This is a genomic window from Halorarum salinum (genome assembly GCF_013402875.1).
GTDB classification, from domain to species: Archaea; Halobacteriota; Halobacteria; order Halobacteriales; family Haloferacaceae; genus Halorarum; species Halorarum salinum.
Window position 1 is genome coordinate 2,722,744 of sequence record NZ_CP058579.1, and the last position, 14,286, is coordinate 2,737,029.

Sequence of the window (14,286 nt, forward strand, 5' to 3'; positions counted from 1 at the left end):
GGATTTACTACAGTGCCGTCGGTACAGTTATCGATGGCACGTCGACTCACGGCCTTGACGGTGCTGGCGGGCACCTGTCTCCTGCTGCCGGGGACGGCTGCTGCACACGTCAGATACGTCACGGACGCCACGGAGCGGGGCGATCCAGTGGCGTTCCTGATCGCGGCACTCGGCGATCCCGTCGTCGCTGGCGCGCTGGTCGGCGGGGCTGCGGGGATCGCCGTCACGATGGTGGGCTACCTCCGGTTCCGGCCGTTCTCGACGGACGTTCGGACCTTCCGTGGGGCGCTCTCCGAGTACGAGGAGTACCTCCCCTGGCTGTTCCGACTCGCTATCGGGCTTCCGATGGTCGGCGCGGGCTACGCTGGATACCTGTTCACGCCGCTCGTAACCGACGCCGGAACCGTCGTCCCGGTCCGGCCGTTCGGCGTCGCAGTCGGCTTTCTCCTCCTGTTCGGGCTGGCGACCCGTGCGGTCGCCGCCACGGCGCTCGTCACCTACCTCGCGTTGCTGCCCGCTCACCCCGAACTCCTGTTCGCGCTCGAGTACCCAGCCGGGCTGATCGCCGTGTTCGTGACGGGGAGCGGTCGCCCGAGCGCCGACCACGTCATCTCGCGGCTCGCAGCCGACGACGATACCGTCTACTCGAGGCTCGATCCGGTCTATCGCCGCGTAGCGATCCCGTTCGACCGCTGGACTGCGCCGTACCGCCCGTTCGTTCCGACGGTCGTCCGCGTCGGGATGGGCGCCGCGTTCGTCTACCTGGGCCTGGCGGAGAAGCTACTGACGCCCGAGGTCGCGCTCGCCGTCGTCGACAAGTACGGGTTAACGGCTGTACCGGTGGTTCCCCCGGAGCTATGGGTGCTCGGCGCGGCGTTCACCGAACTGTTCCTCGGCGTGGTGCTCCTCGTGGGGCTGTTCACGAGGGCGGCGTCGGCGGCCGCGTTCGTCGTCTTCACGACGACGCTGTTCGCGCTCCCCGACGATCCGGTGCTCGCCCACGTTTCCCTGTTCGGCCTGGTTTCGGCGCTGCTGGTCACGGGCGCCGGGCCGTTCTCGGTCGACACGGCAGTGTTCTCCGCCTCGGACGAGCCTGGCGTCCCGGCCGACTAGCGCGAGCGGAAACGCTCTTCCGCGGTCGGCGTGTCTATCCAGACAATGACCGAGTCACGCGAATACGACGGCATTCGACTGGAAAAGGTGCGCGAGTACGTCTGGCAGATCCCGCAGGAGGCCGGGATGAACGCGCCCGCCCGGGTGCTGGCGAGCGAACCGCTGCTCGAACAGATCGCGGACGACGACACGCTCCAGCAACTGAAGAACGCCACCCACCTCCCCGGCATCACGAAGTACGCCGTCTGCATGCCCGACGGCCACCAGGGGTACGGGTTCCCGGTCGGCGGCGTGGGCGCGACCGACGCGACCGACGGCTGCATCTCGCCCGGAGCCGTCGGCTACGACATCAACTGCGGCGTCCGCATGGTTCGGACCGACCTGACCTACGACGACGTGCGAGGGCGCGAGGAGGAACTCGTCGACCAGCTCTTCACCAACGTCCCCTCCGGCCTCGGCGGGGGCGGGGTGGTCGAGACGGACGTCGACACCGTCGACGCAGTGCTCGAGCGTGGCATGGACTGGGCTCTCGAACACGACTACGCGACCGCCGACGACCTGGCACACTGCGAGGACGAGGGACGACGGTCGGACGCGCGCCCCGAGTTCGTCTCGGGAAAGGCGAAGGACCGGGGGAAGAACCAGCTCGGGAGCCTCGGCTCGGGGAACCACTTCCTCGAGGTTCAGCGGGTCACGGACGTGTTCGACGGGGACGTCGCGTCGGCGTTCGGCTTGTCCGAGGATCAGATCGTCGTCCTCATTCACTGCGGGTCGCGGGGGCTCGGCCACCAGGTGTGTTCCGATTACCTCCGGAAAATCGAGAAGCAGCACGGCGACCTGCTCGAACTGCTCCCCGACAGGGAACTCGCGGCCGCACCCGCCGACTCGGAGCTCGCGGAGGAGTACTACGGCGCGATGTGTGCGGCCATCAACTTCGCCTGGGTGAACCGACAGCTGATCACCCATCGGACGCGCCGCGTGTTCGAGCGCGTGTTCCGCGAGGACTGGGAGGACCTCGGGATGGAACTGCTATACGACGTCGCCCACAACATCGCGAAGAAGGAGGTTCACGAGGTCGGGGTCGACGCGGAGGGGCGCCCGGTGACCGACGGCGACCCGACGGACGTCGAGGAGCGGGAACTGTACGTCCACCGGAAAGGGGCGACGCGGGCGTTCCCGGCGGGCAGACCGGAGATCCCGTCTGCCTACCGCGAGGTCGGTCAGCCGGTGATCATCCCCGGTAGCATGGGCTCGGGGAGCTACGTGCTCGTCGGCGGGGAGCGGTCGCTCGAGGAGACGTTCGGCTCGACGGCCCACGGGGCCGGCCGGGTGATGTCGAGGACGCGGGCGAAACAGGAGTTCTGGGGGGAGACCGTCCAGAAGGAACTTGAGGAGGGGAGCGCCATCTACGTGAAGGCACAGTCGGGCGCGACCGTCGCCGAGGAGGCGCCGGGTGTGTACAAGGACGTCGACGAGGTGGTCCGCGTGAGCGACGAACTCGGCATCGGCCGCAAAGTCGTCCGCACCTTCCCGGTCTGCAACATCAAGGGCTGACGGGCGACACCGGCGTCCGATGACTCCCCGGTTCCGCGAGCGGGGGACGTCGGATTGGAAACCGCGGGGCGTCGTGTCGCACGACCGCAGTCCGCCCCGGGGTGGCTCTCACGTCACGGGGGTCCTGGTCCCTTTTCCGTATTTGAACCTACGTGCCGGCAGGCGGTGGCGGCATCCGGTGGATCGCCCATCGAGACCTCCCGACGAACGACCGGGTGGGCTGTTCGTTCGAGAGTTCCGGTGGAGGCGAGGCGCGGTTTTGAAGCCCCCCGACGCCCATCACACGACGATGACGCCCGAGGAGACGGTCCGATCCTACTACGACGCCCTTCGCGCAGGCGACCCCCTCGCCGGCTTCTTCGTCGAATCGCCCGAGATCGTGAAGTTCGGCATCGGCGAGCGGCTGAGAGGCTACGGGGAGATCGCGCGGGGCCTGCGCGAGCAGACGCGGACGACCGAGGACTGGACCGTCGAGAGTCGTGCGTTGCGGGTCGTCGTCCGGGAGGACCACGCCGCGTTCTCGGACGACGTGCGGATGGAGTGGTACGACACGGACTCGCTCGGCGAGCGTGCGTTCGACGCGCGGTGGAGCGGGACGCTCACCCGCGTCGACGACGGCGAGTGGAAGTTCCTCGGGATGCACGTCTCCGCGGGGGTCGAGGGCTGATGGTCGGTCCCTCGCTCTCGGACGAGGACCGGCGCGTCGCGAGCAGGCGGCTGAAGGTCGGATTCGTGCTCCTCGTCGCGGGGTCGGCCGCGCTCGTCTCCTACCAGGCGGGCGCCTCGCCGACCCAGACGGCCGTCGCGGTCGGCGTCGCGGCGCTGGCGGGGACGGCGCTGCTCTGGTTCGTCCTCAGGCTCCTTCGGGAACTGCAACCGCCGAGCCCCGACCGTCGGCGACGCTACTAGGCCCGGGCGACCCGGTCGAGCCACAGCCCCGGGTCGTCGAGTTCCGCCTCCGTCGGCAGGTTCTCTGGCGCGTCCCACACGAGCGTCGTGGTCGCGACGCCCGTCTCGTCCGCGACCGCCTCGAAGAACGCCGCGCCGCGCTCGTACTGCTCGCGCTTCATCTCGAAGCCGAGCGCGCGCTTCAGGAGTCGCGTCAGCGGGTCGCCCCCGCCGCGACGCTCGTCGAGTTTCACCCGGAGTTCCTCGTACTCCCCGTCGAACGCGTGGTCCATCAGGAGCTCGGCGTACCCCTCCACGGCGGTCATCGCGGTGTTGAGCTCCGCGAACGACTCCCGGCTCAGGCTCCCCTCCGAGAGCGCCTCGACGCCCTCCTCCATCCGCTCCTCGAGGTACGTCGAGAGCCAGGGGGCAGCGGCGAACTCGGCGGCGTGGGCGACCTCGTGGAAGGCGATCCAGCGGCGGAACCGGGGGTAGTCGACGTCGAGTTCGGCGGCGACCCGTCGGATGTTCGGCCGGACGAAGTAGAGGCCGTGATCGCTGTGGCCGCCGGACCGCGCCGCGTTCGGGCCGCCTGCGGCCCCGGGTCCCGCTCCGTCGGCGAGCAACAGCGGGTCGTACTGTCCGAGCACGTTCCGCGCGAGGAAGGCGACCGCGACCGCCATCGTCCCCGTGTTCACCGACCGGGCGACGCCGGGGAAGACGCCGCCCCCCCGGCGTTCGAGCGGCCGGAGCACGCGCTCGAAGGTGGCGACGTTCGCGTCGATCCAGTGGTGACGGCTCTGCACCTCGACCGAGTCCGGGAGGTCGAACGAGACGCCGCTGGCGGCGCGAAGTCCGTCGCGGGCCGCGCGAACGTCCGCGGCGATGGCCTCCCGTTCGGCCGGCTCCACGCGGACGTCCCCGGGGTCGACGGCGCCCTTCGCCGCCTCGGCGACCGCGTCCCAGTCGACGACCCCGTTCGGGGCGTCGGCCGCGTCGGCGAGCGCCCGCATGCTCCGCGCGATGTCCATGGGGTAGTTCGGCGACGATAGCGGATAGGCCTTGTCCCGTACGCGACGTTTCGACGTCGCTAGCCCTCTCCTTCGTTCGTCCGCACTCCGGGAAGCCGCGCCCCGCGGCCGTCCGCCGGCCACAGTTCGGGGGGTTTAATAGTCGAACGGAGCGCCTACAGGCCATGAAACGAGTCGACGTCGCTGTCGTCGGCGGGGGCCCGGCGGGCTCCTCGGCGGCCCACGCCGCCGCCTCGGGGGGCGCATCCGCGCTCGTCCTCGAGCGGGGCGTCCCGCGTGCTGACCGCGAGGGGCTCGGTCCCGACTCGACCGACGCGGCCGGCATCCTCGACTACTGGGTCGACATCATGGGGATCCACCCCGACGAGTTCCCGGAGGGCGTCCTCGAGGGGACGCTCGACCGCGCGGAGTTCGTCGGGCCGACCGAGTCGTGTACCCTCCGCGCGACCGGCATCGAGTCCTCCTACGACGGGTTCGGGTTCACGATGCACCGGGCGCGGTTCGACGACTTCATGCGGGAGCGCGCGGAGGAGGCGGGCGCCGAGTACCGCGTGAAGGCGTCCGTGAAGGACGTGGAGACGGACCCCGGCGGCGACCCCCGGCACGTGCTCCTCCTGGGGTCGGGCGAGGAGGTGGGCGCGGAGTTCCTCGTGCTCGCGGACGGCCCCCAGCGCACCGTGACGAACCGCGTGCTCGACGGCTTCCTGCCCGAGGGAGCGAAGGCCTCCGAGCGACTGGCGTCGACGCGGAACAACCACATCGCCTACCAGGAGTACCGGCGGTTCCCGGAGGAGGCGTACGAGGAGGTGTCGGGCGCCATCAAGTTCTGGTGGGGCGCCATGCCCGGGCACACCGCCTACCCGTGGATCTTTCCGAACTCGAACCGGGTCTGCCGGGTCGGCCTCACGATGCCCATCGGGCTGGACCTGGACGCCGTCCCGGACCGCGACGAGTACGCCCTGATCGAACCGGAGGACGACGGCGTTCCCTCGGGGAAGGAGTACGTGAATCGGCTGCTCGAACGGGAGTACGGCGACGAGTACGACGTGGGGACGGAGTTCCCGCTCGTCGAGGACGCGGGGAAGGCGTCCGGGACGGAGACGTATCCCATCTCGTCGACGCGCCCGATCGAGTCGCCGGTCGAGGCCGGCGTCGCGGTCACGGGCGGGGCGATGGGTGCCACCTCGGCGTTCCACGAGGGCGGTGACCACGTCGCTGTCCGAACCGGCGCCATCGCGGGCGAACTCGCCGCGGAGGGGGACCTGTCGGCGTACAACGACCGGTGGCACGCGGCGATCGGCGAGGAGGTGCTCAGGAACGTGACGATGGCGGAGGTGTGCCGGGACTACGGACCCGACGACTGGGACCGCGTGTTCCGGACCGCCCGGGGGATGCTCGCCGACTCGAGCGGGCTGGACATGTTCGAACGGCGGTTCGCCGCCGGCTTCGGCGCCACGAGGCTTCTCCTGGCCTACAAGTGGAACAAGCGGAAGTTCCGCGACGGGCGGTACGTCCAGCTGGCGGCGGACGAGTACGTGTACTGACGGATCCTCGCGAATGTGGGGCGATCCCGAACTCGGTCATCGCCCCGTCGACTTCTCCCCGGCCGGGCGGCTCGCCTGCCCCCGCTTCAGGCGGCCCTGTTCTCGAGGTCCTCCTCCCCGGCCTCGAGCCGTTCGACGTTCCGTGCGAGGATGTCCGCGACGCGCGCGAAGTACTCGGGGGTGTGGCCGGCGTTGTGCGGGGTGACGTGGACGTTCTCGAACCCCCAGAGCGGGTGGTCCTCCGGCAGCGGTTCGGGGTCGGTCACGTCGAGGAAGGCGCCGCCGATCAGGTTCCGCCGGAGCGCCGAGACCAGGTCGTCCGTGTCGACGACGGGGCCGCGCGCGACGTTCACGAGCGTCGCGTGGGGTGGCAGCGTCCCGAACGCCTCGGCGTCGACGAGCCCCCCCGTCTCGTCGGTCAGCGGACAGGCGAGCACGAGGTGGTCGGTCCGGGCGAGCGCGTCGTGGAGCTCCTCGTAGCCGAACACCTCGTCGGTCGGCCCGCCCTTCTCGGGCGAGTAGCGGACGCCGAGCGTCTCCGCGCCGAACGGCTCGAGGTGGTCGACGAGGGCCTGCCCGATGGCGCCGAGCCCCACGACGGTGATCGTCGATCCGTGTAGCTCCCTCGTGGGGTAGGCTCGCCACTCGCGGCGGTCCTGCTGTCGCGTCGCGCGCCGGAAGTCGCGGGCCATCGTGACGAGCGCGCCGATCGCGTACTCGGAGATGTTCGGGCCGTGGACGCCGGAGGCGTTCGTCACGGCCACGCCCGCCTCCCGGAACGCGTCGAGGTCGAGGTGGCCCGTCCCCGCGTAGACGCCGGCGAACAGGCGGAGCGACTCGGCCGACGGGAGCAGCGACTCGACGGTGAACCCCGGTCCCGTCGCGACGGCCGCGTCGACGATCGCCTCCCGCTCCTCCTCGGGCGTTCGTGCGAGGACGACCTCGTGGTTCGGGAGTCGCTCCCGGATGATCTCGGCGTACTCGGCCGCCGAATGGCCGTGGATCTTCTGTCGCGTGACCAGGATACGCATGCGCGTGGCCACGACGTGGGGCCACTTAGTCGCGCCGAGGTCGGCTCGAATCGCCGTCGCCGGCCCGCGATCGGACTACACGCCGCAGTCGACGGGGCCGATTCCGTTGACCAGCGTCCCGACGCCCTCGTAGGTGATCTCGACGACGTCGCCGGGTTCGACGAGCCCGGGGTTCGCTGGACTGCCGAACGCGACCCCGTCGCCCGGGCGGAGCGTGAACCGCTCGGAGAGGAACGAGACGATCTCGTGGGGGCCGAACAGCATCAGCTCGGTGTTCGCCTCCTGTCGTCGCTCGCCGGAGACGTCCGTGTGCATGTCGACGCCGGTCGGATCGACGTCCGTCTCCAGCCAGGGCCCGAGCGGCCCCGACCCCGCGAACGCCTTCCGGGCGGTGCGACCCCCCTGGTCCAGCGCGTCCACGTCGTTCATGACCGTGTACCCGCGGACGTAGTCGGCGACCTCGCCCGGCGACACGTCGCGACACGGCTCGTCGATCACCGCTACGAGTTCGCCCGCATAGGTGAGTTCCTCGGTCCAGCGGGGGTACGGAATCGTCTCCCGGTGTCCGAGCAGCGAGTGCGGCGGTTTGATGAAGAAGTCGGGCTCCTCGGGCCGTTCGTAGTCCATCTGGTCGAGCGTCGCCGCGAAGTTCCGCCCGACGCAGAACAGCGCGTCCGGTTCGCAGGGCGGAAGGAGCGACTCCTCGTCGACGTCGTACTCCGCGTCGTCCGTGAGGAGGGTGCCGTCGCGGTACTCCCCCTCCCGGACGCCGTCGGTCGTGCGGGCGCGTGCGACTCGCATGTCCGTGCCACGCGCTCGGGCCGGCAAGTAGTTCCCGGTTCCCGGGTTTGGCCCGACCGATCCGGCCTGACGGACCCAGGCGAATCGGTCGGCCCGAGGGCAGGACGCCGGCGGGTCGACCGGGACGTCGGCGCCGGTCGCCGGGTCAGTTGCCGACGGCCGTCGCGCGCTCGACGACGTCGGCGCCGTACCGCTCCTCCAGTTCCTCGTGCTGGTCGGGCCGGTGCTCGTGGACGTCCTGGAACAGCGTGATCGGCGTTTGGGCGGCCTGATAGGTCGCCTCGTCCCACATCCGGTCCTTGTCGAGGTCGACCTCGACGCCGTCGATCACTAACGTCGCCGACTGCGTCATGGCGATGGCGCCCCTGCCCGCCTCCTTGGCCGCCTCGAACTCCTCCATCGAGTCGACGATGTCGTCCATGCTCGGCACGTACGCGGTCATGTCGAGCAGTTCCTCGCGCAACCCGTCCGCGTCGAGTTCGAGTTCCTCGTCGCCGACCTCGAGGACGTACGTCCCCTCGCCCTCCTCCTCCAGTTCGACGGCGTCGCCGTCGTACACCTGGCGGCCGTCCTCCTCGCGGAGGTCGACCTCGCGGTCGTCGAACCGGAGCAGCCAGCGTCCCTCCTTCGGCGGAAGCGGCGCCGTGTTCGCCACCTCGACCTGCGTCGGCGTCAGCGACCAGATGCCGGTCATCCCCTTCGCCCGGTTCTCCTCCATGCGCTCGCGGTACCCCTCGACGTCGCGGATGTCGTCGTACGGGCCGTCGACGGCGATCAGCCCGGCCGCGCTGGCCCCGCGGGAGGTGTTGTGCCGGAGTTCGGGCCACGGCGGGAGTTCGCCGGTCGGCGTCATCGCGCGCATGTCCTTCGTGTAGTCGACCTCGCCGTCGACGAGCATGAACAGCCGTTCGAGGTTGTTGGAGGGCTTGCCCATCTCCGCGCGGAGCTCGCCCATGGCGAGTTCGGCCTCGCCGCTCTCGACGATCACCGACATCGAGAGGCTGCCCTCCTCCAGCCCGTGTTCGTTCTCGACGATGGTGAGGGCCTCGTCGGCCTTCTTCCAGTCGTCGACGTCCCCGACCTCGGGGATGACGAAGCCGTCGACGTGCTCGACCGCGCCGTTGTCCGGGTCCGCGATCTCCATGATCTGCTGGAAGCCCTGGTGGCGGGTGGTGGGGTCGTCCCGGTGCCAGACGACGCGGGGGTGGATCTCGCCGGGGAAGTCGGCGCCGTTCTCGGAGACGACCTCGACGATGTTCTCGACGCCCTCGGCGCGCATCGAGGGCGCCGTCGCGTCCTCGTTGTCCGGGACCCAGACGTCGGGCGCCTGCAGACCCCGGAGGCCGGCGGCGCTCCGGATCATCTTCGCCGAATCCTCCTCGCCCTTCACGGCCGTCGGCGAGGTGAAGAAGGTCCGAACGAACTCGCGTTCGTAGTGCCGTTGTGTACTCATACGTGCCGGTTTCCAGTGGTTCGGGAACCGTGATAAACGTTGGTCATGGACATAGTTTTGTCCGTAACCGCCCCGATCCGTTCCCGTCCGCCGTCGGGGGCTCGCCGGCGATCGTCCGCTTCGGCGCGTAGCGGTCCACGTCGAGGAGTGACGGTCTCCGGGCGTCGCTCGACCGACGGTCGCCGGCTACTCCAGCGGTTCGACGAGTTCGACCGTGTGGCCGTCCGGGTCCTTCAGGAACGCGGTCCGCGCGCCAGCCTCCGGCTGGTCGCCGGGCTCCTTCACGACGCCGTGGTGGTCGATCCCCGCGAACGCGGCGTCCACGTCGTCGACGCCGACCGCGAAGTGGTCGACGCCCGTCCCAGGGTCGAACTCGTCCTCGCCCTCCGTGTCGGAGAGCTGGAGTTCGACGTCGTTCCCGTCCGCCACGTAGACGTTCCGGGTGTCGCCGCTCTCGAACTCCCAGCTGTACTCGAACCCCAGGTTCTCGGCGTACCAGTCGGCGGCCGCGTCCGCGTCGGCGACGTTCAGGCAGACGTGCAGGAACTCCATCGTCCCGGAACGTGTCACGCGTTGCCAAACTCGTTCCGGCAACGGCAACGATTTCCGGACCTGGACGCCTCCGGAAGGCGCTCGGCCGTCAGTATCTACCAAAGCGTTTTGCGGCCGCACCTCCTCCCCCCGAAACATGGCAACGGAGAGGCAGGGAGACGCGTGGGAGACGTCGGCCGCGTCGCTCGGACACGAGCGACCCGACGACCCCGCGTACGCCGCGCTCGCCGCGGACCTCCGCGAGCGAGTGGACGGCGAGGTCCAGTTCGACGAGTACGCGCAGGTGCTGTACGCGACCGACGGGAGCATCTACGGGGCCAGGCCCGCGGGCGTGGTCAGCCCGCGGGACGCGGCGGACGTGCGGGCGGCGGTCAGGGTCGCGGCCGAACACGACGTCCCCGTGCTCCCGCGGGGGGCCGGCTCGTCGCTCGCCGGGCAGGCGGTCGGTCCCGGCTGCGTCGTGCTCGACCTCTCGCGGCACATGGACTCGATCCTCGAGGTCGACCCCGACGCCCGGCGCGCGACGGTCCAGCCGGGCGTCGTCCAGGACCACCTCGACGACAGGCTCGCCGAGGACGGGCTTAAGTTCGCGCCCGACCCCGCGTCGTCGGCGCGGGCGACCGTCGGCGGCGGCCTCGGCAACAACTCCACGGGCGCACACTCGGTCCGGTACGGCATCAGCGACGCCTACACCGAGGAGCTAGACGTCGTGCTCTCGGACGGCTCGCTGATCCACACGCGCGAGATCGTGCTCGACTCCCCCGAGTGGGAGGAGGTGGTCGGCAAGGCGGATCGCGAGGCCGAACTGTACCGGACGGTCCGCGGGCTCGTCGAGGAGCACGAGGACGAGATCGAGGAGCGGTACCCGACGCTCAAGCGCTCCGTCTCCGGCTACAACCTCCACAAGGTCATCTACGAGAACGACGACGGCGAGGAGGTCATCAACCTGAGCAAGCTGTTCGTCGGCGCGGAGGGGACCCTCGGCGTGATCGTCGAGGCGACCGTCTCGCTCGTCACCCGGCCGGAGGAGACCGCGCTCGCGCTCTACTGCTTCGAGGACCTCGTCGACGCGATGAGGGCCGTCCCGGAGGCGCTGGAGTACCCCGTCTCGGCGGTGGAACTTATGGACGACGAGGTGTTCAGGCTCGCCAGCGAGTCGACCGAGTACGCCCAGTACGCGGAGCCGATCCCCGACGGGACGGCGGCGGCGCTGATGCTCGAGTGGGACTCGGAGGTCGTCTCCCCCTCGACCGACGGCGCCGGGCCGATGGAGACGTCCCACTCGTCCGGCGACGAACTGCCGGCCGAGGCACTCGACTTCGAGTCGGCGGTCGCGGACACCACCCGCGCGTTCCTCACGGAGGGGGACGCGTTCGACGTGCTCGAGGCGTACACCGACGAGGCGCAGGCCGACCTCTGGAAGCTACGGAAGGCGGCGATCCCGCTCCTGATGAGCCTCGAGGGCGACCCGAAGCCGTACCCGTTCATCGAGGACGCCTCCGTCCCGCCCGAGGAACTCGCGGAGTACGTCCAGGAGTTCGAGGCCGTCCTCGAGGATCACGGCACCTCCGCCGCGTACTTCGCCCACGCCGGCGCCGGCACGCTCCACATCCGCCCCATCCTCTCGCTGAAGGAGGAGGAGGGGATCGGGACGATGCACTCGATCGCCGACGACGTGACCGACCTGGTGCTCGCGCACCACGGCGCCTTCTCCGGCGAGCACGGCGACGGCCTCGCGCGCACGGAGTTCAACCCGAAGATGTACGGCCCGGCGCTGTGGGGCGCGTTCCAGGAGGTCAAGTCGGCGTTCGACCCGGACTGGCGGATGAACCCTGGGAAGGTCGTCTACACGGACGAGGACACCGCGCGGGAGCGGGGCTACCCGGACTCGGCGGCCGACGCTGACATGCGTGAGAACCTCCGGTACGGCGCCGAGTACCGGTCGCTCGAACCGCAGACGGCGCTCGACTTCTCGGACGAGGGCGGCTTCTCGCACCTCGTCGAACTGTGCAACGGCTGCGGGACGTGCCGGCAGACGCGCGGCGACGTGATGTGCCCGACCTACCGCGCGTCCGAGGAGGAGATCCAGACGACGCGCGGCCGGGCGAACATGCTCCGGGCGGCCATCTCGGGCGACCTCGACGAGGACGAGATCCACTCCGACCGGTTCCAGGACGAGGTGCTGGGGCTCTGTGTCGGCTGCAAGGGCTGCAAGTCCGACTGCCCGACGGGGGTCGACCTCGCGAAGCTGAAGGCGGAGGTGAAACACCAGCACCACGAGGAGGAGGGCGCCGGGTTGCGCGAACGCCTGTTCGCGGACATCGACGACGCCAGCCGGCTGGGTGCCGCGCTCGCGCCCCTCTCGAACGTCGCCACGAGCCTCCCCGGGGCGCGGTGGGCGATGGAGAAGACGCTCGGCATCGCAGCGGACCGCGAACTCCCCTCGTTCACCCGGGACACGTTCGTCCGGCAGTTCGAAGCGCGCGGCGGTCCGGCCGTCCCCGAGAGCGAGGCCGACTCGACCGTCGTCCTGTTCCCCGACACGTACACGAACTACAGCGCACCCGAGGTCGGACTCGCGGCCGTCGACGTGCTGGAGGCCGCCGGCTGTCGCGTCGAGGTGCCGGACGAGCTCGCGCCGTCCGGACGGGCGGCGTACTCGAGCGGCTTCCTCGACCGGGCCCGCGACCGGGCGGAGCGTAACGTCGAGGCGCTGCTCCCCCGCGTGGAGGGGGGCGCCTCGGTCGTCTTCGTCGAACCCTCCGACGCCGTGATGTTCCAGGACGAGTATCGGGACCTGCTCGACGGCGAGGGCGCGGAGGCGGTCTCCGCGGCCAGTTACGGCGTGCTGGAGTACCTCGACGTCGCGCGTGCCGACGACCGGATCGAGTTCGCCGAACCGGGCGAGTCGCTCGCGTACCACGGCCACTGCAACCAGAAGGCGACGAACAAGGACCACCACGCGGTCGGCGTGCTCCGCCGTGCGGGCTACGAGGTCGACCCGCTGGACACGACGTGTTGCGGGATGGCCGGAAGCTTCGGCTACGAGGCCGAGCACTACGAGCTCTCGAAGGCGATCGGTTCCCTGCTGTTCGAGGCGGCGGACGGGAGCGACGCGGAGACGGTGACCGCACCGGGGGCGTCCTGCCGGTCACAGCTCGGGGACCGCGACGGGGCCACGGAGCGGCCGCCCCACCCCGTCGAGAAACTGGCCGACGCCCTGGCCTAGAGCCAGCCTTCCGCGGCCAGCAGTTCGCCGTTGAGCACCGACGCGCCCGCCGCGCCGCGGATGGTGTTGTGCGCGAGACAGTTGTACTTCACACCCTCGGGGGTGGACTCGACGCCGCCGGCGACGACTTGCATCCCGTCGCCCTTCATCCGATCCATGCGGGGCTGGGGTCGGTCGGGGTCCTCGGGACCGAAGACGTGAACGAGCGGGTCCGGCGAGGAGGGGAGGTCCGCCCCCGGGAACGATGCCATCGCCTCCCGGACCTCGTCGGGGTCGGGGTCCGCGGCGAGTTCGGCGAACACGTTCTCCAGATGGCCGTCGAGGGTCGGAATCCGGTTGCACGACGCGGCGACCTCCGCGTCGTGGAGCGACAGTTCGGTGCCGTCGAACGAGCCGAGGAGCTTCCGGGACTCGGACTCCATCTTCTCCTCCTCGCCGCCGATGTGGGGGATGGCGTTGTCGAGGATCTCCATCGAGGTGACCCCGGAGTAGCCCGCGCCGGAGACGGCCTGGAGCGTGGAGACGTGGACGCGTTCGAGCCCGAACTCGTCGATGGCGGCGAGCGTCGGCACCATCGTGATCGTCGAGCAGTTCGGGTTCTTGAGGAGCGCGCCGTCCCAGCCCCGCTCGTCCCGCTGGACCTCGATGAGCCCCAGGTGGTCGGGGTTGATCTCGGGGATGGTGAGGGGGACGTCCGGCGCCATCCGGTCGTTCGAGGAGTTCGAGGAGACGACGTAGCCGGCCTCGCACAGCTCCGGTTCGACCGCGGCGGCGGCGCCGGAGGGGAGCGAGGAGAACAGCAGGTCGACGTCGTCGGGGATCGCCTCGGGGCTCGTCTCGCGGACGGTCAGGTCGGCCACGTCGTCGGGGATCGGCGTGTCGACGCGCCACTTGGCGGCCTCGCGGTACGGCTTGCCCGCGCTCGCGTCGCTGGCGGTGACGCAGACGAGTTCGAACTGGGGGTGGTCCTCGAGGAGTTGGACGAATCGCTGGCCCACGGCGCCCGTCGCGCCGAGGATGCCGACTCGGTGGGTCATTGTGTGCTCCTGTGTCACACGCGCATAAGACGGTTCGGATTCGGGTGAGGGCG

General features: G+C 70.3%; 12 protein-coding genes. 6 read left to right on the forward strand and 6 right to left on the reverse strand.

Annotated features, from left to right (window positions below):
• The first annotated feature begins 33 nt into the window (after positions 1 to 33).
• The 4 genes from HUG12_RS13500 (at position 34) to HUG12_RS13515 (ending at position 3,576) form a co-directional block, all read left to right on the forward strand.
• Positions 34 to 1,113 carry a DoxX family protein gene (locus HUG12_RS13500; protein WP_179269271.1) on the forward strand — a complete coding sequence of 360 codons (1,080 nt, stop codon included), beginning with the start codon at positions 34 to 36 and terminating at the stop codon, positions 1,111 to 1,113.
• Between the two features lie 45 nt (positions 1,114 to 1,158).
• On the forward strand, positions 1,159 to 2,667 hold the full coding sequence (locus HUG12_RS13505) for an RtcB family protein (protein ID WP_179269272.1): 1,509 nt from the start codon (positions 1,159 to 1,161) through the stop codon (positions 2,665 to 2,667).
• A 289-nt stretch (positions 2,668 to 2,956) separates the two neighbouring features.
• Positions 2,957 to 3,334: a YybH family protein gene (locus tag HUG12_RS13510; RefSeq protein ID WP_179269273.1), complete on the forward strand. Its 378-nt coding sequence runs from the start codon at positions 2,957 to 2,959 to the stop codon at positions 3,332 to 3,334.
• Positions 3,334 to 3,576, forward strand: coding sequence for a hypothetical protein (locus HUG12_RS13515; protein ID WP_179269274.1), 243 nt, complete (start codon positions 3,334 to 3,336; stop codon positions 3,574 to 3,576). Before HUG12_RS13510 ends, HUG12_RS13515 begins: the two co-directional genes overlap by 1 nt.
• Here the strand turns inward: HUG12_RS13515 and HUG12_RS13520 are convergent.
• Positions 3,573 to 4,586 carry a zinc-dependent metalloprotease gene (locus HUG12_RS13520; protein ID WP_179269275.1) on the reverse strand — a complete coding sequence of 338 codons (1,014 nt, stop codon included), beginning with the start codon at positions 4,584 to 4,586 and terminating at the stop codon, positions 3,573 to 3,575. The two genes, HUG12_RS13515 and HUG12_RS13520, sit on opposite strands and share 4 nt — an antisense overlap.
• 164 nt (positions 4,587 to 4,750) lie before the next feature.
• Between HUG12_RS13520 and HUG12_RS13525 the strand changes: the two genes are divergently transcribed.
• On the forward strand, positions 4,751 to 6,130 hold the full coding sequence (locus tag HUG12_RS13525) for an NAD(P)/FAD-dependent oxidoreductase (RefSeq protein WP_179269276.1): 1,380 nt from the start codon (positions 4,751 to 4,753) through the stop codon (positions 6,128 to 6,130).
• Between the two features lie 86 nt (positions 6,131 to 6,216).
• On the opposite strand, the gene HUG12_RS13530 is transcribed toward HUG12_RS13525, so the two are convergent.
• The 4 genes from HUG12_RS13530 to HUG12_RS13545 form a co-directional block, all read right to left on the reverse strand.
• On the reverse strand, positions 6,217 to 7,161 hold the full coding sequence (locus HUG12_RS13530; protein WP_179269277.1) for a D-2-hydroxyacid dehydrogenase: 945 nt from the start codon (positions 7,159 to 7,161) through the stop codon (positions 6,217 to 6,219).
• A 75-nt stretch (positions 7,162 to 7,236) separates the two neighbouring features.
• Positions 7,237 to 7,962 (reverse strand): fumarylacetoacetate hydrolase family protein, encoded by a 726-nt coding sequence (locus HUG12_RS13535; protein WP_179269278.1) that lies wholly within the window; start codon positions 7,960 to 7,962, stop codon positions 7,237 to 7,239.
• Between the two features lie 145 nt (positions 7,963 to 8,107).
• The gene (gene aceB / locus HUG12_RS13540; RefSeq protein WP_179269279.1) at positions 8,108 to 9,415 is read right to left on the reverse strand and encodes a malate synthase AceB; all 1,308 of its coding nucleotides are present in this window, start codon (positions 9,413 to 9,415) and stop codon (positions 8,108 to 8,110) included.
• 186 nt (positions 9,416 to 9,601) lie between these two features.
• Positions 9,602 to 9,967: a VOC family protein gene (locus HUG12_RS13545; RefSeq protein ID WP_179270647.1), complete on the reverse strand. Its 366-nt coding sequence runs from the start codon at positions 9,965 to 9,967 to the stop codon at positions 9,602 to 9,604.
• Positions 9,968 to 10,103: 136 nt separating this feature from the next.
• On the opposite strand from HUG12_RS13545, the gene HUG12_RS13550 reads away from it, so the two are divergent.
• A complete protein-coding gene (locus HUG12_RS13550; RefSeq protein WP_179269280.1) occupies positions 10,104 to 13,196 on the forward strand; it encodes an FAD-binding and (Fe-S)-binding domain-containing protein in 3,093 nt (1,030 codons plus the stop codon).
• Here the strand turns inward: HUG12_RS13550 and asd are convergent.
• Positions 13,193 to 14,233 carry an aspartate-semialdehyde dehydrogenase gene (gene asd / locus HUG12_RS13555; RefSeq protein WP_179269281.1) on the reverse strand — a complete coding sequence of 347 codons (1,041 nt, stop codon included), beginning with the start codon at positions 14,231 to 14,233 and terminating at the stop codon, positions 13,193 to 13,195. The genes HUG12_RS13550 and asd overlap by 4 nt on opposite strands.
• Positions 14,234 to 14,286 lie beyond the last annotated feature (53 nt).